The organism is Bacillus infantis (assembly GCF_050107595.1).
Taxonomy (GTDB): domain Bacteria; phylum Bacillota; class Bacilli; order Bacillales; family Cytobacillaceae; genus Bacillus_AB; species Bacillus_AB infantis_C.
In genome coordinates this window covers 22,287-44,382 of sequence record NZ_JBNILH010000006.1, presented here as the reverse complement: position 1 = coordinate 44,382, position 22,096 = coordinate 22,287, and the positions used below count along the sequence as shown (strand labels likewise).

At 46.0% G+C, this 22,096-nt stretch carries 18 protein-coding genes and 1 riboswitch; of the genes, 15 read left to right on the top strand and 3 right to left on the bottom strand.

The window, feature by feature from the left end:
• The first annotated feature begins 182 nt into the window (after positions 1–182).
• From ACQCVH_RS13595 to ACQCVH_RS13565, 7 genes are all read left to right on the top strand, one after another.
• Positions 183–1,925: an ABC transporter ATP-binding protein gene (locus ACQCVH_RS13595; protein ID WP_426836200.1), complete on the top strand. Its 1,743-nt coding sequence runs from the start codon at positions 183–185 to the stop codon at positions 1,923–1,925.
• A complete protein-coding gene (locus tag ACQCVH_RS13590; RefSeq protein ID WP_426836199.1) occupies positions 1,906–3,753 on the top strand; it encodes an ABC transporter ATP-binding protein in 1,848 nt (615 codons plus the stop codon). The genes ACQCVH_RS13595 and ACQCVH_RS13590 overlap by 20 nt, the downstream gene beginning before the upstream one ends.
• 180 nt (positions 3,754–3,933) lie before the next feature.
• A complete protein-coding gene (locus ACQCVH_RS13585) occupies positions 3,934–5,391 on the top strand; it encodes an alanine/glycine:cation symporter family protein (RefSeq protein ID WP_426836198.1) in 1,458 nt (485 codons plus the stop codon).
• A gap of 757 nt (positions 5,392–6,148) precedes the next feature.
• Positions 6,149–6,553: a hypothetical protein gene (locus ACQCVH_RS13580; RefSeq protein WP_426836197.1), complete on the top strand. Its 405-nt coding sequence runs from the start codon at positions 6,149–6,151 to the stop codon at positions 6,551–6,553.
• A gap of 293 nt (positions 6,554–6,846) precedes the next feature.
• Positions 6,847–7,497 (top strand): helix-turn-helix transcriptional regulator, encoded by a 651-nt coding sequence (locus ACQCVH_RS13575; protein ID WP_426836196.1) that lies wholly within the window; start codon positions 6,847–6,849, stop codon positions 7,495–7,497.
• A gap of 10 nt (positions 7,498–7,507) precedes the next feature.
• Complete coding sequence (locus ACQCVH_RS13570) at positions 7,508–7,882, top strand: RidA family protein (RefSeq protein WP_426836195.1); 375 nt, start codon at positions 7,508–7,510, stop codon at positions 7,880–7,882.
• A 73-nt stretch (positions 7,883–7,955) separates the two neighbouring features.
• Positions 7,956–9,059, top strand: coding sequence for a threonine synthase (locus ACQCVH_RS13565; RefSeq protein WP_426836461.1), 1,104 nt, complete (start codon positions 7,956–7,958; stop codon positions 9,057–9,059).
• Positions 9,060–9,354: 295 nt separating this feature from the next.
• Here ACQCVH_RS13565 and ACQCVH_RS13560 read toward each other — a convergent pair whose 3' ends face one another.
• Entirely contained in the window at positions 9,355–10,281 is a 927-nt protein-coding gene (locus ACQCVH_RS13560) for a DMT family transporter (protein ID WP_426836194.1), read from the bottom strand.
• A gap of 185 nt (positions 10,282–10,466) precedes the next feature.
• Between ACQCVH_RS13560 and ACQCVH_RS13555 the strand changes: the two genes are divergently transcribed.
• From ACQCVH_RS13555 to ACQCVH_RS13530, 6 genes are all read left to right on the top strand, one after another.
• Positions 10,467–10,955 carry an Lrp/AsnC family transcriptional regulator gene (locus tag ACQCVH_RS13555; RefSeq protein ID WP_426836193.1) on the top strand — a complete coding sequence of 163 codons (489 nt, stop codon included), beginning with the start codon at positions 10,467–10,469 and terminating at the stop codon, positions 10,953–10,955.
• Between the two features lie 72 nt (positions 10,956–11,027).
• Positions 11,028–11,129, top strand: a riboswitch (TPP riboswitch).
• Between the two features lie 61 nt (positions 11,130–11,190).
• Positions 11,191–11,856 carry a thiamine phosphate synthase gene (locus tag ACQCVH_RS13550; protein ID WP_426836192.1) on the top strand — a complete coding sequence of 222 codons (666 nt, stop codon included), beginning with the start codon at positions 11,191–11,193 and terminating at the stop codon, positions 11,854–11,856.
• The gene (thiO, locus tag ACQCVH_RS13545; protein ID WP_426836191.1) at positions 11,840–12,982 is read left to right on the top strand and encodes a glycine oxidase ThiO; all 1,143 of its coding nucleotides are present in this window, start codon (positions 11,840–11,842) and stop codon (positions 12,980–12,982) included. The genes ACQCVH_RS13550 and thiO overlap by 17 nt, the downstream gene beginning before the upstream one ends.
• Before the next feature lie 5 nt (positions 12,983–12,987).
• Positions 12,988–13,191 carry a sulfur carrier protein ThiS gene (thiS, locus tag ACQCVH_RS13540; protein ID WP_426836190.1) on the top strand — a complete coding sequence of 68 codons (204 nt, stop codon included), beginning with the start codon at positions 12,988–12,990 and terminating at the stop codon, positions 13,189–13,191.
• Position 13,192: 1 nt separating this feature from the next.
• On the top strand, positions 13,193–13,960 hold the full coding sequence (locus ACQCVH_RS13535) for a thiazole synthase (protein ID WP_426836189.1): 768 nt from the start codon (positions 13,193–13,195) through the stop codon (positions 13,958–13,960).
• Positions 13,957–14,976, top strand: a complete 1,020-nt coding sequence (locus tag ACQCVH_RS13530; protein ID WP_426836188.1) for a thiazole biosynthesis adenylyltransferase ThiF — start codon at positions 13,957–13,959, stop codon at positions 14,974–14,976. The genes ACQCVH_RS13535 and ACQCVH_RS13530 overlap by 4 nt, the downstream gene beginning before the upstream one ends.
• Positions 14,977–15,437: 461 nt before the next feature.
• Here the strand turns inward: ACQCVH_RS13530 and ACQCVH_RS13525 are convergent, their stop codons facing one another.
• Both ACQCVH_RS13525 and ACQCVH_RS13520 read right to left on the bottom strand, forming a co-directional pair.
• A complete protein-coding gene (locus ACQCVH_RS13525) occupies positions 15,438–17,483 on the bottom strand; it encodes a hypothetical protein (protein WP_426836187.1) in 2,046 nt (681 codons plus the stop codon).
• Positions 17,484–17,513: 30 nt separating this feature from the next.
• Entirely contained in the window at positions 17,514–18,965 is a 1,452-nt protein-coding gene (locus ACQCVH_RS13520) for a hypothetical protein (protein ID WP_426836186.1), read from the bottom strand.
• 327 nt (positions 18,966–19,292) lie between these two features.
• Between ACQCVH_RS13520 and ACQCVH_RS13515 the strand changes: the two genes are divergently transcribed.
• Both ACQCVH_RS13515 and ACQCVH_RS13510 read left to right on the top strand, forming a co-directional pair.
• Positions 19,293–20,426 (top strand): zinc-dependent alcohol dehydrogenase, encoded by a 1,134-nt coding sequence (locus tag ACQCVH_RS13515; protein ID WP_426836185.1) that lies wholly within the window; start codon positions 19,293–19,295, stop codon positions 20,424–20,426.
• A gap of 109 nt (positions 20,427–20,535) precedes the next feature.
• Positions 20,536–22,002, top strand: coding sequence for an amidase (locus ACQCVH_RS13510; protein ID WP_426836184.1), 1,467 nt, complete (start codon positions 20,536–20,538; stop codon positions 22,000–22,002).
• Positions 22,003–22,096: the final 94 nt, after the last annotated feature.

Here is a 22,096-nt window from a genome sequence, read left to right as displayed (position 1 = left end):
AACTGCATGCCTTTTTGCATACAGTAAAAAGAATTAGCAGATAAATAATTTCAAAATTCCGTAAAAAGTCGTATGATAGTGTATATATTTAGTTAAACGAAAGATTAAGATTCTGAACTTTTTCTTCGAAAGGCGGGTAAAGGAAAAGCAATTCAGCAGGAATCAGACTTGGAGGACGATTTATGGGAAAGGTGTTTGGATTTTTAAAAATATACAGGGTTGCGGTCATTGTCGCCCTTTCATTGATGCTGACAGAGCTTGCGGTTGAGCTGCTTCAGCCGCTCCTGATGGCCAAGATCATCGATGAAGGAATCATGAAAAAGGATATGGATGAGGTCCTGATTTGGGGAGGGGTCATGGTTGGCATCTCGCTGATTGCCTTTGCGGCCGGCATCATCAATTCCTTTTATGCTGCGCACGTCAGCCAGAGCTTCGGCTTTGACATCAGGAAGAGTGTGTTCAAAAAAGTGCAATCATTCTCGTTTGCTAACTTTGCCATGTTTCCGGGTTCTTCTCTTATCACGAGGATGACTAATGATGTCACATTGCTCCAGAATATCGTTTTCATGAGCCTGCGCATCATGATGCGTGCCCCGCTCCTGGTCATTGGAGGACTGATCATGGCATTTGTTGTCAATGTGAAGCTCGCTTTGATTCTGAGTGCGGTTGTCCCATTTTTATTTATTTTCCTCATTGTTATTATGAATAAAGGCGGAGCCTTGTTTAAAAAGGTTCAGGAGAAGCTGGATGACGTCAATAATGTGATGCAGGAGAACTTGGCCGGCATCAGGCTCATTAAAGCGTTTTTGCGCAGGAATCATGAGAGCGAAAGGTTCACAGAGGTAACAGGAGACCTGAAGGACCAGACAGTTTTTGCTCTGCGGCTGATGGAAGTGACGATGCCGATGCTGCTTCTGATCATGAATGTAAGCATTATCGGAGTCCTCTGGTTTGGAAGCATCCAGGTGGATGACGGGAGCGCCAAAGTAGGGGAAGTGGTTGCTGTCATCAACTATGCCACAAGAATCACGGGTGCGCTTTCAATGCTTTCTTTTATCATCATGGCCTTTTCCCGGGCGAAAGCCTCGGCTGGGAGGATTGCCGATGTCCTGAATACAGAGGTGGATCTAAAGGATTCTGAGCATGCCCTGGCTGGCTTTAAAATAGAGGGAGGGGAAATCGAATTTGATTCTGTGAGCTTCCGTTATCCAGGCACAGACACAGTGGTGCTTGACGGTGTATCCTTCAAAATAAAGGCCGGCGAGACGGCAGCTATTCTCGGCGCCACAGGGGCCGGCAAGTCATCTCTTTTTCAGCTGATTCCGCGGCTGTATGACGTGAACAGCGGAACGGTCCGGATTGACGGTCAGGATATCGGGCGGGTCAAATTGGATGACCTGCGCAAGCAGATCGGGTTCGTCCCGCAGGAGGCCCTGCTCTTTACAGGAAGCGTCCAGGAAAATATCCGCTGGGGGAAAGAAGATGCGACCCTTGAAGAGGTGGAGGAAGCGGCGAAGAAGGCCCAAATCCACTCTTCCATTGAAAGGCTTTCCGCTAAATATGACACGAAGATCGGGCAAAAGGGCGTCAACCTTTCAGGGGGCCAGAAGCAGCGCCTTTCCATTGCCCGGGCCCTTGTCCGCAAGCCGAAGATCCTTCTGCTGGATGACAGCACAAGTGCACTCGATTTGAAAACAGAGGCAAAGCTGCTGCAGGCATTGCGTACTTATACAGCGACAACGATGATCATTACGCATAAAATCAGTACAGCGATAGAATCGGATCATATTCTGCTGCTTGAAGATGGAAGGCTGATTGCCGAGGGAGACCATGACACACTTCTGAAGGAATCGGAGCTGTATCAAAAAATCTTCCGGTCGCAGTTCGGAGAGGAGGCGCTGGAGCATGTTCAGGGAGCTGACTGAACCATTCCGCTACAAGAAGATTGCTGTCCTGGAGAAAGAGAATCTCAAAAAGACAGCCGATGATGCAAAAAAACCAAAAGTAAAATCGAAGAACTGGGCAGGGACTCTCCGCAGGATCTGGAACTATCTCGCCGAGGAAAAAGCGCTCCTCTTCCTCGTCCTGCTGATGGTCATCCTCAGCAGTGTACTGGGGCTGCTAGGTCCGTTCCTCCTTGGGAGAGGGATTGACCAGTATATCGTAGAAAGAAGCAGCAGCGGCTTTGCTGTCCTGCTAGCCGGGCTTGCTGCTATATATATTGTCTATTCTGCGTCCCTTTGGTTCCAGAACTATTGGATGATCGGGATTGCCCAGAACACAGTCTTTAAAATGAGGACCCAGCTTTTCCGCCACCTTCACAAACTGCCGATTCCGTTCTTTGATAAAAGGCAGCATGGAGAGCTGATGAGCCGGGTGACAAATGATATCGAAAATGTCAGCTCTACGCTGAACAGCTCGGTCATTCAAGTTTTTTCGAGTGTGCTAACGCTTGTCGGGACCGTGGGGGTCATGCTGTGGCTGAGCCCGCTTCTTACCTTAATCACCATGATCATTGTTCCGGTCATGTTTTATGGGATGAAGTGGATCACCAATCGGACGGGCAGGCTTTTCAAGGAGCAGCAGCGCAACTTGGGAGAGCTGAATGGCTTTGTCCAGGAGACGATTTCAGGCCAGCGGATCGTCAAGACTTTTTCCCAGGAAGACAGAGTGATTGAAGAATTCATCGGCAAAGGAGAAAAGCTGCGGGCGGCCGGTTTCTGGGCCCAGACGTATTCCGGCTTCATCCCCAAGCTGATGAACATGCTGAATAATATGAGCTTCGCCATCATCGCAGGGGTAGGCGGCATTTTTGTCCTCAAAGGGATGATATCGATCGGCGTCATCGTCATTTTTGCCGAATATGCCCGCCAGTTCACCCGCCCCCTGAATGACCTGGCCAACCAGTTCAATACTCTCCTGTCGGCTATCGCCGGAGCTGAAAGGGTGTTTGAAATCATGGACCAGAAAGAGGAATTCGAGGATGAAGCAGATGCAGAAGAAATCAGTTTTATCAAAGGGGAAGTAGAGTTCAGGGATGTTTCTTTCTCCTACGAGGAGGGTGAAAATACAGTCACAGGCATTAATTTCAGGGCGAGGACCGGACAGACGGTGGCACTGGTCGGCCCAACCGGCGCAGGAAAGTCTACGATCATCAACCTGATCTCCCGGTTCTATAATTATGACAGCGGCAGCATTACCATTGATGGCCGCGAGCTGAAAAAAATCAAGCGGGAAAGCTTAAGGCAGCATATGGCATTCGTCCTCCAGGATTCACTGCTTTTTCAGGGAACTGTCAGGGAAAATATCCGCTACGGAAAGCTGGATGCGGCAGACGACGAAGTGGAAAAAGCTGCAAAAATGGCCAATGCACACTCGTTCATCATGAAGCTGCCGCAGCAGTATGATACCATCCTGAAAGGGGACGCCAGCGGAATCAGCCAGGGGCAGCGCCAGCTTTTATCTATTGCCAGAGCTTTTCTTGCCGATCCTTCCATATTGATTCTGGATGAAGCAACAAGCAGCATTGATACGATTACAGAAATGAAAATCCAGGAAGCCCTCCAGACCCTGATGGAAGGAAGAACCAGCTTCGTGGTGGCCCATAGGCTGAACACCATCCAGCAGGCTGACCAGATTCTTGTCCTTGATGAGGGCAGGATCATTGAGAAAGGCTCCCATGAGGAACTTCTTGAACAGGGAGGATTCTACCATGGGCTTTACCACAGCCAGCTGAAGGAAGAGGCCATATAGGAAAAAGGTGCGCGGCCGTTTGGGCTGTGCGCCTTTTCTGTCTTTGGGGCGGGAGAGTTCTGTTCCTTCATTAATGTCTGTAGAAGGCAGAGCAAAAAAAGATTGTACTTAGGTATCATTTCACATATAATTCTTAATAGGAAAAAGATTCAGAATTAAATATAATAAGGGGGAATTTGTTTGGAAGGTTTTGTTAGCCAATTAAACGGAATACTTTGGAGCACGCCTGTCATTTATATTTGTTTGGCAGTAGGGCTGCTATTTTCCGTCTTAACCCGTTTCCTGCAGATCAGGCACATTAAAGACATGGTGCTTCTCATGTTTAAAGGCAAAAGTTCCGATGCGGGCGTTTCTTCTTTCCAGGCCTTATCTATTGCTCTTTCCGGCCGCGTGGGAACTGGTAACATCGCTGGTACCGCCACAGCAATTGCTATGGGCGGACCAGGTGCCGTCTTCTGGATGTGGGCCATCGCATTCATTGGTGCAGGAAGCGCCTTCGTGGAATCGACGCTTGCTCAGATTTACAAGGTAAAACAGGATGGCTTATACCGCGGGGGCCCTGCTTATTATATTGAAAAGGGCATCGGCATCAAATGGTTTGCTGCTTTGTTTGCAGTTGCTGCCCTGCTGGCAATGTCCGTCCTGATGCCGGGCATTCAGTCCAATTCCATTGCTTTGGGCATGGAAAATGCATTTGGTGTTAGCGTATATGTCACTGGCGGTGTCATTGTCGTCCTTCTTGCCCTGATTATCTTCGGAGGGGTAAAAAGGATTGCGACAGTTGCCCAATATGCCGTTCCATTCATGGCAGTAGGCTATATGCTTGTTGCTTTGATTATCATCGGCATGAATATCGGCGAGCTTCCAGGTGTAATCTCCCTTATTTTCAGCAGTGCATTTGCTGCGGATTCCATGTTTGGCGGAATTGTCGGCAGTGCGATAGCCTGGGGGGTAAAACGTGGAATCTATTCAAACGAAGCCGGCCAGGGAACCGGGCCGCACGCTGCTGCGGCTGCCGAGGTATCACATCCGGCAAAGCAGGGGCTTGTCCAGGCATTCTCTGTTTATATCGATACACTTTTCGTATGCTCTGCAACAGCCTTTATGATTCTCTTTACCGGAATGTTCAACACCGTCGGTGAAGACGGAAAAACAATGATTTTCAACGGTCTTCCGGGAGTGGAAGCAGGCCCGGCATTCACCCAGGCTGCAGTTGACTCTGCACTTCCTGGCTTTGGTGCTGGCTTTGTCGCAGTATCTCTATTCTTCTTTGCCTTCACAACTATTATGGCTTACTACTATATCGCTGAAACCAATATGGCATATCTGATGCGCAATAAGGACGGCAGACTTTTGACTTTTATTCTGAAAATCGTATTGCTGGCGGCGACTTTTTATGGGGCCGTCAATGCAGCAGATCTTGCCTGGGCGCTTGGGGATGTCGGGCTCGGCCTGATGGTATGGCTCAATCTGATTGCCATCCTGATCCTTGCCAAACCGGCCCTCATTGCCCTGAAGGACTATGAAGCCCAGAAAAAGCAGGGGCTCGATCCGGTCTTCAACTCGAAGAAACTCGGCATCAAGAATGCAGAGTATTGGGAAGAGGAATATGTGCAGCAGGATGAAAGAGTTTCATAAATGAGTGAGGGATGCCCTTGATGGTCCCATCTTGGTGGAGAAACATTTAAAAAAGCACACTAATGAACAGGCCAAATCGCATAGGATTTGGTCTGTTGTTTTTTCTTGTGTATCAATGTTTTTAGAATATATACACTTGAATTCACATGCGAAATCACACCTTAGGTATAGTGACAAACATTATTGACAATGATGTAATTACTATTTTAAAACAACAGGAAGTCGTATCCTTATATGAGTGACCAGCAAGCCTTAATATAAGCGGAGATTTTCCGGTTAAGTTGCTGAATATGGTATATGTGGGTTTAAATAAGCGGACATTTTCCGGTTAAGAGGAGCGAAGTTGTCCATTTTCCTGTTTTTTGAGCCGATAGGCGGAATTTCTCCGTCTATTTGAGCTATTTTTAGAGTGTTTTTGAAATTAGGGGCAAATTCTCCGCTTATTTTTCAGCCTGATACTAATCCCTTTTGGAAGATTTATATTTCTTTTTGAGGTGTTTTTATGAAGTTGTTCCAGATCAGCTGCCAAACCAGGCAGCTTTTCTTAAATGACTAACGGGGCAGGTTTATGGAAGAAGGAAATTCTATTTTAGAGGTGATGATGAAGAGTGGAAAAAGATAATACAAAAGAATATATAAAGATTGCTCTTATCACATTAGTTTCAAGTGTTGTATTGCTTTTGCATTAATCATATTAGAAATCAATGGAGTATACGTACAAATAAAGACACCACCAAACGGGATAAGTCATCGGGCATTGTCTAATTTGCTTATAATTGTGGCAATAGTATCTCTAATTTATTTTTTTAATGATAAAGGTATAAAAGGAATAATAATTGCGCTAGGGGTATTTTTCATACTCGTACCGTCCCTTCCAAATCTATTAATAGAGGCTGAATACACGAGGTTTTCTTCTCCAGACAATAAAGAAGAATTTATAGTGATTGAAAGAGGTTATGGTCGCCTATACCAATTATCAAATTCAAAATTATTTATGACTTATTTAACCAGTATTAATACAGATGATGGCTATAAGCCATTTTCGGACAGTGCATATAAATTAGAATGGGAAGAACCGAATCAATTGATTATTCATTATAAATTTGATTCTACGTTAGATTCCTTGAGTAAGAAAGTTTCAACTAGATATAAAGTGAAGTGATTTGGTTACTATGTTTAAAGTTATTAAGCTAACGGGTGCTTATGTCCCAGAACAGCTGCCCAATCTTGGCATCTGCTCTTTAAGCCCATAAGGGGGAAACAGCATTCCTGTAATAAGTGACTCCCTGCTTAATGTAGAAAAGGGGCAGTTTAGTTAAAGAAAGCCTATCTAATCATTCATTTTGGGTGATTAGCTAATAAACTTTTTAAAATTATATAAAAAAATCTATATATATCTTTTTTATATAAAAAAATATATAATTGAAAGGAATTTAAAAAATGAGGTAGTTAGACATGGAAGAAATTAAGAAAGTATTAGAGAGTTTTATCCCTATAGCAAAATCTACTGCAAAAATGTTTGGACCAAACTGTGAAGTCGTTATTCATAATTTGACGAACCCTCAAGCATCTGTAATGTTTACAGTAAATAACCATGTTACAGGAAGAGAAATCGGTCAATCATTTGATCATCTAGTGAAGACTGTATTACAATCAGAAGATTTTAAAGAAGATTATCTAGCTGGTTATACATTTGTAACAGAAGATAAGCGTACTATTCGTTCTTCGACTTCATTAATACGTGATTCCAAGCAAAAAGTGATTGGTGCTTTCTGTATAAATTTTGATGTTGAAGCACTGAATCAAATGCAACAATTTATGAATACTTTTCTTTCTACACAGGTTGAAGTTCAAGAGAAGGAAACAAAATCAGATGATGATATTGAAAATGTTGAAGGAATAGTGGATCAATTGATTCAACAAATCATTCAAAATAGTGTTCATCCAGTCATGAAACGCCATGAAAAGATTGAATTAATAAGATTTATGGACGAAAAAGGCATTTTTTTAATGAAAGGATCGGTTGAGAAGGTCGCATCTTTGTTAGGCATTTCCAAAGTAACAGTTTATAGTTATTTGGATGAAATCAAAAATAAATCAAGTTAAGGAGAAATAAATGAAAAGCATCTTTGAAGTAGGAAATTTAAAATCAAATGGACACTATGCATTAGCAACAGTTCATCAGAACACTGTCTATGTATCAGGGCAATTTGCCATTAATCCAGAAACCTGTGAAAAGACATTTGGCACCGTCGAAGAAGAAACATTACAAGCACTTAAGAATGTGGAAATGATTGTAGAAGCAGCTGGAAGTAAAAAAGAGAAGATTTTGCGTATGACATTATATATTCCGGATGTGAATTTATGGGATAAAGTAGATGCTGTTTATAAGGAATTTTTCGGTGAACATAAACCAGCTCGTACCGTTGTGCCAACTAATGAATTACATTTTGGATTCAAAATTGAAATTGATGCGATTGCATATATTTAGTTATATTTTTTTACCTATTTTGTATAAAAAAGTCTAATTCATATAAAAAATTATTAGAAAGGGTTGATAAATGATGAGACAATTTATTTGTAACAGTTGTGGCAAAAAGCATGATATTATACCAACTCTATGGAGATGTGAATGTGGCGGAGTATTAAACATAGTAAAAGACACCCCAAAAGTTGATATTGCGGCTTGGAATAACTATCCAAACTCATTATGGCGTTATTTTGAAACCATGCCATTCGACAAAGATTCTAAGACATGGGAATCCGTGACAATGGGTGAAGGTCAATCACCTTTAATCGTTCTAGATCCTATGGAGCCAAATACGTATGTAAAAGTTGATTATATGATGCCTACATTATCCTTTAAAGATCGAGGAGCCGTCGTTTTGATGACAAAGGCAAAAGAATTAGGGGTATCAAAAGTAATTGCTGATAGTAGCGGTAATGCAGGAACCGCCATTGCAGCTTATGCAGCACGTTGTGATATTGCCTGTGATATATATCTAAGTGATGAAACTTCACCGAAAAAGATCGCTCAAATAAAAGCCCATGGAGCAACGGTTAAAGAGATTCGTGGTACACGAGAGGACATTGCAGCTGCGGCACAAAAAGCAGTAGATGAAGAAAAAGTTTTTTACGCAAGTCATGTGTATAATCCTTATTTTTATGAAGGAACGAAAACATATGCCTATGAAGTTTATGAACAATTAAATGGTGCGCCTGATGCTTTAATTATTCCTGTTGGAAACGGTACGCTTCTCCTAGGTGCGTATTATGGCTTTAAAGAGTTATTTGAAAATGGATTAATTGATAAAATACCGAAAATCGTTGCCATTCAAGCGGAGAACTGTGCTCCTCTTGTGAAAGCTTACCAAACTGGAGAGGAATCAGCACAACCTGTTACGAATAGAGGTACTTTAGCGGAAGGGATAGCTATTGCTGCACCAGCGCGTTCCAAACAAATTTTAGAAGCTGTACGGGAAACAAATGGTACATTTATTGAGATTCAAGAAGATGAGATTCTAAAAGCACGGGAGAAACTTAGTGAAAAAGGTTTTTATGTTGAAGTGACATCAGCGACCAACTATGCCGGTTATTTAAAATATGGAAAGAAATCGGTTGAAAAAATAATCATACCTCTTTGTGGTGCAGGTATTAAATCAAAATAAACCCAGAAGGCCAGCTAGGTGAAAAAAGATGAATGGAGAAAAATTTACAGTCACAATGATTGTGGGAACTAAATCATTTGAAGTATGTGAAAGAATGTACTTAAGCTAACGTGTGTTTAGTTGACATTAGAAAGTAAAAAAGAACGCTTGGAATATTTAAATCCAAGCGTTTTTCTATGCTTTTGCATCGTCATTTATAGTGCTAGACACAGGGTGTTTTAGTGTGTTAATTGACCTGCTATTTAAACTTTTCTAAACAGTATCGGAACTATTCACTTTCATGGGCAGCCCTTTTCTAATCTATAGCTGTAATCGAAGCTTCCGGTTTGCCGGGCAGGCTTTTTCTTTGACGCTGGGCCTGAAGGCGAGTGAAAAGATAGCAGCCAAGGATGACGATCATGCCTCCGAGAAACTGGATTGATTCAAGCTTTTCTCCGAGCAGCAGAAAAGCCAGGATAGCAGTGAAAACAGGATTGAAATTCAGGAAGACCCCTGCGGTGACGGCGCCGACTTTCTGGACCCCTTTATTCCAGAGCACCATGCACACAACGGTTGAAATGAGCCCGGTATAAAGCATGGAACCTGCAAAAGACAGATCAGGATTATTGACTTGGAGATCGGAATAGCTGAATGGCAGCAGGATGGCCAGTCCGAAAACTCCCGAATAGAAGGTCGACATGATCGGAGAAGTATATTTTCCGGCCCACTTGCCGAGAACCGAATAGATTCCCCAAATGCACACCGCTGCCATCATCCATAAATCCCCTTTGTTAAATGTCAAAGACAGCAGCATCTCCAGATGGCCTTTGGTAAGGACCAGCAATACACCAAAAAGCGAAAACAGCATGGTCAGAATCTGCGGAAGGTTAATCCTGTCTTTTAGAAAGAGTGCTGAAAAAACAGCGATTGATATTGCGTTAAGCGTTGAAATGAGTCCGACATTTGTGGCCGTCGTTTCTTCCAGCGCCCAAAATTGAAAGATATTGAACAGCACTACACCTGTCACGCCCATCAAAAGCAGCGGAACAAGCGATTTTGCAGGAGGCAGGAGCTTTTTTTCCTTGCGGAGGACAATTGGAAACAGGCAGATGACAGCAATGATCCACCTAAAGGCAGTCAAGGCCACCGGGGATGCATATTCCACAAGCGACTTGCCTACAACGAAATTCCCGCCCCACAGCAGGCTGGTAAGAAGCATCAGGCATACATATAAAGCTGGCATAGGAGCAGCTCCTTTAAGAAATGGTTAATTAATTTTAACATTTTCTCTTTGTGATTTGATGATTATTTCGTACAATAGAGTAAATACGAAATTTTATTAATACTTATGGTGAATTTTATGAAAGATGGTAAAAGCAGAGTGAGCTAGAGCGGAGTTTGCAGAATAATCGTAAGGAGGCTGTAAAGATGGAATCGATTGTGAACAAGGTGCTGGATGAAGTCGACCTGAAAATCCTGGATCTGCTCCAGAAGGATAGCCAAATGAGCAATGCTGAGCTTGCCAGGAGGGTCAGCCTGTCAGCACCAGCCATTCATGGGAGGGTGAAGCGGCTCGAAAATGAAGGCTATATTGAGAAGCAGGTGGCAATCCTGAATCAGGAGAAGCTGGGCTTTGATCTTCTCTGCTTTATTTTCATCAGCACCAACATCCATCAGGCGGTAAAGCTGGAAGCGCTGGAGGGCACGCTGGTGGATATGGCTGAGGTGCTGGAATGCCACTGCCTGACAGGAGAATATGATTATATATTAAAAGTCGCCATCAAAGACCGGAAAGGGCTGGAACGGTTTATTCGAAAGCTGAATCAGCTCGGGATCACGAAGATACAGACTAGCCTCTCGCTGAGGGAAGTAAAATATTCAACGGTACTGCCGATTCTGCCTGCCGGGGAAAAATGAGTCTTAATTAAATTGCGGGTTCTCCCCGCCCAATCGCTGTGCTAAAATGAGAGAGAACAATTAAATAGTCAGAATTATCACTAGGGGAGCCTGCAAGAGGCTGAGATCAAGCATTTGAGACCCTTTGAACCTGATCTAGTTCATACTAGCGTAGGGAAGTGTGCCGAACGGTTATGAAAAGTATCTATTTTTTTAGCCATAAATATAAACAGCCACTTTCCTGCGCAACAGGGGAGTGGTTTTTTTGCGTCATTTTCAAGGGCGGCCCGGCGGAGATAGACTGCAGCTGCATGCTATATCTGCAGGGCAGCCGGCGGAGGAATTTATCAGGATAGCTTCCAGCATCTCACAGTATGTGGACTATATCCATATCAGGGAGCATCACCGGACAGCCGCTGTCATTTATGAGATGGGAAAAAGCCTGCTGGAAAGGGGAGTACCCCCGGAACAGATCATCATGAATAACAGAGTCGATGCAGCTGCAGCACTTGGAGTGAAGGGGGTTCAGCTTGGCTATCACAGCCTGCCTGTCCGTGCAGTGCGGAAAACCTTTCCTGACCTGATCATCGGAAAATCGGTCCATTCATATGAAGAAGCCGTTCAGGCTGAAGAGGAAGGTGCCGATTATGTCATGTACGGCCACTGTTTTCCAACAGGCTCCAAGCCAGACATTGAGCCAAGGAGCCTCTCCTCTCTGGAGAAAATTGCGGGAGAGCTTTCTGTTCCGGTGATAGCGCTCGGAGGAATTTCTGCAGACAATATGGGTCAGGTGATAAGTGCCGGGGCTTCAGGTGCTGCTGTCCTCTCGGGAATCTTTAAAGCCTCGAACCCGGAGGAGGCGGCAAGCGCATTTGCAGCTGAATTAAAGAGAAGAGGAGGCAGATATGAAGAGAGTATATGATGTGATCATTGCCGGCGGCGGGATTATTGGCTGCTCTATCGCCTATCAGCAGGCAAAGCTTGGCAAGCAGGTGCTCATTTTGGAAAAAAGGGAGATAGGGTCAGAAGCCACTTCTGCCGCAGCCGGAATGCTCGGCGCCCAGGCTGAAATAGATGAGAACCTGTCCATGCTGAAGCTTGCCCTGAAAAGCAGGGCCATGTTCCCTGACATGATCCGGGAGCTTGAGGATCTGACAGGAATCAGCATCGGGCTTGTTAATGAAGGGATGATAAAAATTGCCTGGGATGATGCAGAGGCAGAAACCCTTAAGAGGCAGGTCAGATTCCATAAAGAGTGGGACGGACAGGTAAGGTGGATGGAACAGGCAGAGATCAGCGGAAGGGAACCTCATCTCTCCCGGGGGCTTTCAGGCGGAATGCTGATTCCGAATGACGGCCAGCTGATTGCCCCGAATCTAGCGCGGGCTTTTGCAGTGGGGGCAATGGCAAGAGGTGCGGAAGCGCAGGAAGGGACAGAGATCAAAGACTTTATTTTTGAAAAAGAAACCATTCAAGGCGTGATGACCGATAAAGGAAGCTACTATGGAGATACCGTTATTGCTGCCGCAGGCGCCTGGACAGGAGAGCTGCTGAAAAAAGCAGATCTTGAGCTTCCTATTTTTCCTGTAAAAGGAGAATGCCTCTCGGTTATACCTCAACAGCCTTTGATCCGGTCGACCATCTTTTCCGATTCAGGCGGGTATCTTGTGCCCAAAAAGGATGGCCGCCTGATTATAGGGGCCACAAGCTATGAAAATGAGTTCAATCCTTCCGTTTCGTTTGGCGGTGTCAGGATGCTGGCCGAACGTGCGTATAAGCTGCTGCCCCAGCTGGCAGAGGCACGCTGGGAAAAGGCATGGGCAGGAATCAGGCCGCAGACTGGGGACGGCCTTCCTTATATTGGCTGGCATCCGGCCTATAAGGGCCTGTTCATCGCTGCCGGGCATTACCGGAACGGCATCCTGCTGAGCCCAATCACAGGAAAAATGGTTTCTGACTCTATTGAAGGAACCGCAGCCGCAGAGGAAAAGGAGCTTTACAGAGAATTTCAGATTGAGAGAGTTATAAAGAAAGTGCAGGAGGGGTGAGCCCATTGAAACTGAAGGTGAATAACAGTGATATCCTGGTGCCTGGCACCGTAAAGTCGGTAGCCGATTTGCTGGATCATTTAAAACTCAATCAAAAGGCGGCCATTGTAGAACTGAACGCCGCTATTTTGGAAAAGAGCCAGCACGCTGAAACGGAGCTTGCTGATGGTGATCGTATTGAAATCGTACATTTTGTAGGAGGCGGATGAAATGCTGAAAATCGGCACATACGAATTTAACTCAAGACTATTGCTCGGGACTGGGAAATATCCGGATTTTGATACGCAAAAAAAGGCAGTCAAGGCATCACATACTGAAGTGCTGACCTTTTCAGTCCGCCGCATGGATATTTTTGACCCGGAACAGCCGAATCTGCTGGAGGAGCTGGATGTGGAAAACTACAGGCTGCTCCCTAATACAGCGGGCGCGAAGACTGCAGAGGAAGCAGTCCGTACGGCAAAACTCGCCAGGGCTTCAGGCCTTTGCGATATGATTAAAGTAGAAGTGATCGGCGATATGAAAACATTGCTGCCGGATCCGATTGAAACCCTGAAGGCGTCCGAGGAGCTATTAAAGGAAGGCTTTATTGTCCTTCCGTATATTTCAGATGATGTGATGCTGGCGAAAAGGCTGCAGGAAATGGGCGTGCATGCCATCATGCCGGGGGCATCGCCGATTGGGTCCGGCCAGGGAATCATCAATCCCCTCAACCTCAGCTTTATCATCGAACAGGCTGAAGTCCCTATTATCGTCGATGCCGGGATCGGCTCCCCCGCAGACGCTGCCCTGGCGATGGAGCTCGGAGCGGACGGCGTCCTGCTGAACACGGCTGTCTCGGCTGCCAAGGATCCGGTCAAGATGGCAGAAGCGATGAAGCTTGCCGTGGAGGCGGGACGGCTCGGATATGAAGCCGGCCGGATGGCAAAGAAAAGATATGCTTCTGCAAGCAGCCCGATGGAAGGATTGAGCACCGTTTGAACGGCAGATACTCCAGGCAGGAGCTCTTTGCACCAATCGGCGTGGAGGGACAAGAGAAATTAAGCAGGAAGCATGTCCTCATCATCGGCGCCGGAGCGCTAGGAAGTGGCAATGCCGAAGTGCTGGCGAGGGCTGGAGTTTGTAAAATTACGATCATAGACCGCGATTATGTAGAGTGGAGCAATCTGCAGAGGCAGCAGCTTTATACAGAAGAAGATGCGGCTGGACGTCTTCCAAAGGCGATTGCCGCAGGACGGCGTCTTCAAGCTGTCAATTCATCGGTTGTGATAGAAAGCATAGTAGGCGATGCCGGGCCTGATGAGCTTGAGGCTCTCGCTGGCAGCATCGATCTGATCATGGACAGCACCGATAATTTTGACACGAGGATGGTCATCAATGACATTGCGGCCAAGCACTCAATCCCCTGGATCTACGGAGCCTGTGTAGGAAGCTATGGCATCAGCACAGCCTTCCTGCCCGGAGAAACACCGTGCCTCAGCTGCCTGCTCGAGCAGGTGCCGATTGGCGGGGCAACCTGTGATACTGCCGGCATCATTGCGCCCGCTGTCGGGATGACCGTTGCCTATCAGACGGCCGAAGCGCTGAAAATATTGGTTGGAGACTTTCAGGCGGTGAGGCGGAAGCTAGTTACCTTTGATTTGTGGGAGAACCAATTTTCTTCGGTTTCTATAAGCGCTTTGAAAAATGAGGACTGCCCTTCCTGCGGCAGTGGTGCTGTTCACCCGTATCTTGGCTATGAAAACAGGATGAAGACAGCAGTTTTGTGCGGGAGGAATACCGTACAGATCCGGCCGGCTGCTGGAATGGTGCCTAGCCTGGATGCTGCAGCAGAGCAGCTTCGGCTTGCAGGCGGGATAGTAGAAAGAAACCCGTTCCTGCTTTCCTTTGAAAAAGACGGTCACCGGCTTGTCCTTTTTAAGGACGGACGGGCGCTGGTTCACGGAACGAAGGATATCCAGGAGGCGAAGCGGGTGTATCATCGGTATTTGGGGTAGATGGGGCTGAATCGCAGATTTGGCTGCTTTTTCTATGAGGATAGGGGTAGCTGGGGTAGTTCAGGGGAGGATATTTGCGAGTTCTGGATTTTATTTGCGAGAATTTGAATATATTTGCGAGTTTCAGAGTTTATTTGCGACTTTTAAATTATATTTGCGAGTTTCTGGATATATTTGCGACTCTTCCAAATCGCGGGTTTATGCGGCAAACCTGTTATTAGCAACTTTTGGATTATACTAGCAACTTTTCCGTTTTATTAGCAACTTGTGGATTTTATTAGCAAGTTTCCCAATATACTAGCAACTTTCCCATTTTATTAGCAACTCGCCCTTCAAACAGCAAATCAAAAGGAGCCCTGCCGTCGCAGAGCTCCTTTCACTTCGTAAGTTAACCGGATTCCTGCAGCCTGTCTCTCCTGAAGTCGCGAGTTTCAGCAGATACCGTGCTGGAAAATGGAATCTTACATTAGGTTTTCGAGTTCAAGACCAAGGTCAAGATCTAAACCTAATGAAGAGAAATCTTCCTCTTCATATTCGCTGGACATGCCTGCAAGGTGAAGGCCAAGCTTTGCCCATAAAATAGCTTCTTCTTCATTGCTTAAAGAGGCAAGTCCCAAATCAGTCATCGCATCCAGGCGTGAAGCAGAATAATCTTCGTTATCACTATTCATGGCAGAAGCTGAAAGTCCAAGCTTGCTCCAAAGACCTGAATAATCTTCATCGTCTTGTGAAAATAAACCAAGATTGTTCATCAGATCAAAACGGGCAGAAGACTCATCATTTTCGTCATTGTTCATAGCAGAAGCATTCAAGCCTGTTTTGTTCCAGAATGAAGATTTATCTTCGTTATCTTCAGAAACGAAACCTAAATCATTTAAAAAATTTAAGCTGGCAGAAGATTCTTCATCATCCTTGTTCATCGCAAAAGCGTTCAACCCAGTGTTATTCCAAAAAGAAGTCATTTCATCTTCGTCTTCAGAAACAAAACCTAGCTTGTTCATTGCATCAAGATTAGCAGAAGATTCTTCGTCATCCTTGTTCATTGCAAAAGCGTTCAACCCAGTGTTATTCCAAAAAGAAGTCATTTCGTCTTCGTCTTCAGAAACAAAACCTAGTTTGTTCATTGCATCAAGATTAGCAGAAGCTTCTTCATCATCCTTGTTCATCGCAAAAGCGTTCAACCCAGTGTTATTCCAAAAAGAAGTCATTTCATCTTCGTCTTCAGAAACAAAACCTAGCTTGTTCATTGCATCAAGATTAGCAGAAGACTCATCTTCGTCATCCTTGTTCATCGCAAATGCATTCAACCCAGTGTTATTCCAAAAAGAAGTCATTTCATCTTCGTCTTCAGAAACAAAACCAAGCTTGTTCATTGCGTCAAGATCAGCAGAAGACTCTTCGTCCTCGTCTTTGTTCATAGCAGAAGCATCAAGATCCGCATCCGCCATAAGAGAAGACTCATCCTTAGAAGTCATCGCACCAAGATCCAACCCAGTGTTCAGATCAGAAGAAGACTCTTCGTCCTCATCTTTGTTCATAGCAGAAGCATCAATATCAGCACCTGCCGTAAGAGAAGACTCTTCGTCAGAAGCAGTAGCTCTAAGATCCAATCCAGTGTTCAAATCAGCAGAAGACTCTTCGTCCTCGTCTTTGTTCATAGCAGAAGCATCAATATCAGCACCTGCCATAAGAGAAGACTCTTCGTCAGAAGCAGCAGCTCCAAGATCCAACCCAGTGTTCAGATCAGAAGAAGACTCTTCGTCCTCATCTTTGTTCATAGCAGAAGCATCAACATCCACATCTGCCATAAGAGAAGACTCATCCTTAGAAGTCATCGCACCAAGATCCAACCCAGTGTTCAGATCAGCAGAAGACTCTTCGTCCTCATCTTTGTTCATAGCAGAAGCATCAATATCAGCACCTGCCGTAAGAGAAGACTCTTCGTCAGAAGCAGTAGCTCCAAGATCCAATCCAGTGTTAAAATCTGCAGAAGACTCATCATCAGAAGTGGAAGCACCAAGATCAAGATTGGTTCCAAGATTGGCAGAAGATTGTTCTTCTCCGTTATCTTCACTTGAAGATGCTTGTATATCTGCGTTTGTGTTTGAATCTAAAGAAGAACCTTCTTCAGAGCTTTCGAGTCCCAGATCCAGGCCGAGATTGGTATCCAGGCTGCTTGAGTCTTCAGATTGTTCCTGTCCATCGGAGTTCACACTTTCTTGTCCATTAGCTGTTTTGGCAGCTGTTTCACCGTTTTCAGATGAACTTTCTCCATTGTTTGAATCAGTTGATTCAGACTTGAGATTCAGGTTTGCTTTTAAGTTTGAAGTGAGTGAGGAGCTGTCATTCTCCTCGCTTGAATTCAAGCTTGTTAGCAGATTGGTTGAAAGTCCAAGTGAATTATGGTTAGTGTCCTCGTCTGCAAGGGTGTAGGAGCTTCCTGCAAAAAGACCTGCTGCAGCAATACCTGTGATCGCTAATGTTTTCAATAAGTGTTTGTTTTTCAATTGAATTCTCTCCTTCTTCTTTTTAGTTTTTTATATAAAAACGTGTAAGAAGAAGGATGTTTGCGGCGGCTGTGAAGGAGGAGCATTTAACCATTGATCATGGAAAAAAGCAATTGCACCATATCTGGCCGCTTTTTCAGACATTGCATCAGTCATCGGAACACCGGCAAAATACATGGAAGGGAGTGCTGCTCCGCCTGTGGCAGATTGTCCACCGCTTGCCGTTGTACTGGAACCGTTTGTTCCGCTGTTGGCAGGTACGTAGGCAATTGCCGCTTGTACCGGCTTTTCAGCTGGTGCCTTTTCAGCAGCATTGTCTTGGAACTTGTTTCCGCTTTCAGCAGAAGGTGCTGTTACAGCCTTGGCTGAAGAACCAAAGAGCTGTTGGGAAGCATCTACTGCCATAGGTGTGATTCTGGCTGGCTGTGAAAATTCATTTATATCGCCATCAGACATGGCAGAAGCCTCATCCAGATTTACACCTGAATTTGTTTGTTCTGCCGGCGTATCTGCTGTTGTCTTACCATCCGGGCTGTCTGCATCAGCAGGTGTGTTAATGCTGATAGAATCAATCCTGCCATTTTCGGCAGACGGCATACTCACCTTGATGGGATCGCCTGCGCCATTAACAGCCGCCGGCGTTTTAATAGAAATAGAGTCAGTGACAACATCCGCGACCGGAGTCTTCACCTTAAAGGAGTCACCCACTTCAGCATCGACAACCGGAGTTTTAATAGAAATAGAATCAGACACATCTGCATCCACAACCGGAGTCTTCACCTTAATGGAGTCACCCACTTCAGCATCGACAACCGGGGTTTTAGCAGAAATAGAATCAGACACATCTGCATCCACAACCGGAGTCTTCACCTTAATGGAATCACCCACTTCAGCATCGACAACCGGAGTTTTAACAGAAATAGAGTCAGACACATCTACATCTGCGACCGGAGTCTTCACCTTAATGGAATCGCCCACTTCAGCATCGACAACCGGGGTTTTAACAGAAATAGAATCAGACACATCTATATCAGCTACCGGTGTTTCTACTTTAATGGAGTCGCCCACTTCAGCATCGGCCACTGGCGTATTCACGGAAATGGAATCAGAAATGCTTGCTTCGGCAATCTTTGCGTCCACTTTTATGGAAGGTTCCTCGGAAAGGTTAATATTCACCAGGGATTCCTCTTCCGCATTTTCGTCCTTTTCCACGCTGATGATTGGCTTTGTCACCGTTTTGACTGTTTCTTCTACTGCACCGTTCACTGTGCCAAGAAGAGAGGCATCTTTTGGTTCGGCTTTGTCATTATTCTGTTGGCCGCTTAGGTCCTGGCTTTCCTCGCTTCGCTGCAGGGGAACCGTTTCTCTAACGGTGCTCGTGACTTTATCCGTCACAGATCCCAGCAGCCCGTCCGCCAGTGCGGTAGAGGGGATAAAGCAGAAAGCGGCAAGAACTAATGCTGGTACGAATCTGGCTGACACTCGCTATGCTCACCTCCTTTCAAGATTCCGCCTGAATTGGAACTTATTCCATCCTTGTGTACCCGGCGGAAAGTCTTATAAACTCTTTGGTGCTCTGTGGATCTAATGAAAATGATGTAGTTCTGGATCACTTTTTAATGAAAAAAATGAAGTTTTTAAAAAAACCTTGCAGGAGTAAGGTACTGGTAAGATGGATATGTTTGGAAAGGGTAAAGACCAATTATAAAATCCTTCCAAGAAATTTTTGAAATACTTTTCTGAAAAAACATGTTCCCTTCCGCCGGTAATCGGGTATATCCAAGTAGATTCTGGATAGGAGTGTGAGAGATGAAAGCAGTTACGTGGCAAGGTTCCAAAGATATTCAAGTCAAGGAAGTTGAAGATCCAAGGATTGAAAAGAATGATGATGTGATTGTAAAAATAACTTCCACAGCGATTTGCGGATCAGATCTTCATATCTACCAGGGAAATATGCCCCTGAGGGAAGGCTATATTATCGGACATGAACCGATGGGCATTGTTGAAGAGGTTGGGCCTGAGGTTACGAAGGTGAAAAAAGGGGACAGGGTTGTTATTCCTTTTAACGTTTCCTGCGGGCAATGCTTCTTCTGCCAGCATGATATGGAAAGCCAATGCGATAATTCCAACCCTCATCAGGATACAGGCGCTTACTTTGGCTATACAGAAAGATACGGAAACTATCCTGGCGGCCAGGCAGAGTATTTGCGCGTCCCTTACGGAAACTTTGTGCCGTTTGTCGTACCGGAATCCAATGAAATGGAAGACGAGGAGCTGCTGTTCCTTTCCGATGTTCTCCCGACAGCCTATTGGAGCGTCCTTCATTCCGGCGTCAAAAAGGGTGACACGGTCGTTGTTCTGGGCTGCGGTCCGATTGGCCTGATGGCCCAGAAATTCGCCTGGATGAAGGGGGCTTCCCGAGTGATTGCAGTCGACCATCTTGACTACCGCCTGCAGCATGCCAAGCTCGTCAATAAGGTTGAAACCTTCAACTTCAGTGAACATGATGATATGGGTGATTATCTGAAGGAGATCACAAGCGGCGGTGCAGAGGTTGTCATCGACTGCGTCGGCATGGACGGGAAGAAATCAGCGATTGAAAAAATCGAGCAGAAGCTGAAGCTCCAGGGAGGTACTCTTGGACCTATCCAGATGGCAACGAAAGCTGTTAAGAAATTCGGAACAGTACAGCTGACAGGCGTTTACGGGGCAACCTACAATATGTTCCCGCTCGAAGCCTTCTTCTCCAGGAACGTAACGATTAAAACAGGACAGGCACCAGTCATCCATCTGATGCCGGAAATCTACAATATGATCGAAGAGAAAAAGATTGATCCAACCCACATCGTCAGCCACAAGCTGCCGCTCGCAGATGCAGCACGCGGCTATCATTTGTTCAATGAACATGAAGACGATTGTACGAAGGTTGTATTGAAGCCATAAAATGCAGGCAGGTCCTTTCCGGGCCTGCCTTTCCTTTTGCCGCTTGCAGGATATCACCCTGATTTCAGAGAAATGTAAGGGTACTATTTCTTTTAAAGCAGGTGGGAAAATGAACAAGCTGTTTTTAGAAAATGATGCCCTTGCCCTGGCGGAGCTGGTCAAAAAGAAAGAAGCTGCGCCAATTGAGCTGGCAGAGGCCGCCATTGAAAATATTGAAGCATTGAATCCGGGGCTTAATGCGGTCATCCATAAAATGTATGACCAGGCAAAAAAGTCTGCTTTGTCTGCTGATCTGGAGGGAAGTTTTGCAGGAGTGCCGATGCTGCTGAAAGATATCACCCAGGAGATTGCCGGAGAAAGAATTACTTCCGGCTCAAAGGCGCTGCAGAATTACCGGGCAAAAAGCGATTCTGAATTTGTTGCCAGGCTTCGGCGGACAGGCGTAATTTTCCTTGGGCAGACGAATGTCCCGGAGCTCGCGCTGATGGGGATAACAGAGCCTGAATTTTACGGCCCGGCAAGGAATCCATGGAATCCTGATTACACTCCGGGCGGCTCAAGCGGCGGTTCCGCTGCAGCAGTGGCGAGCGGGATGGTGCCGATTGCAGGGGCCAATGACGGCGGCGGCTCGATCCGCATCCCTGCTGCTTATTGCGGCCTGTTCGGCTTGAAGCCGGGAAGGGGAAGGACACCGGCCGGCCCTGGGATTGGCCGGCATTGGCAGGGGGCTTCATCCGACCATGTGCTCACCCGTTCGGTCAGGGACAGCGCTGCCATGCTAGATGAGCTGCATGGACCGGAAAAAGGCGGCGCCTTTCACGCTATTCCCCCATCAGAATCGTATCTGGGCTGTCTGGAAAAGCCGCTCCCAAAAACCATAAAAATTGCTTATACCACAGCTTCCCCGCTTGTCACCGATGTCCATCCCGACTGCAGGGAAGCTGTGCTCCGCACGGCGGCTATCCTCGAAGATCTGGGGTACCGGACCGAAGAAGCTGAACCGGATATAGACGGGAAGAAGCTTGCCCAAAGCTATATCACCATGTACTTTGGGGAGGTGGCGGCGGCGCTGGCTGGAATGGAGGCAACACTAGGGCGGAAGGTGTCCAGGACGGATGTGGAAGCATCTACATGGCTCCTCGGGATGCTTGGAAAAACAATCTCTGCCGGGGATTTTGTACTGAGCATGAGGGAATGGGACAAAGCCGCCTATGTGATGGATTCTTTCCATGAGACCTATGACTTTTATTTGACTCCTGCCACTGCTTTTCCGCCTGCCAGGATCGGCGAGCTCAGCCTCCGCACTGCAGAAAAAACGGCTGTCCGGCTGATCAGTATGCTGAAGCTGGGAAAGCTTGCCCAAAAGGCCGGGCTTGCCGGCCAGCTCGCTGAAAACAGCCTGAAGCGGACGCTGTTCACCCAGCTGGCCAACCTGACAGGGCAGCCGGCGATGAGCGTGCCCCTGCACAGTACAGCAGAGGGCTTGCCATGCTTGTTCAGTTTATGGCAGCCAAAGGGCGGGAGGATCTTCTGTTCCGGCTTGCATTTGAACTGGAACAGACGCCTCATTGGCTAAGGAAATATTGAGATGCAGTTAGGGGATTTTTTACTGGGGGACCCAGCTCAGCTGGCATGAAGGCTGGACATCTGGAACATCATAAGCTAGTATC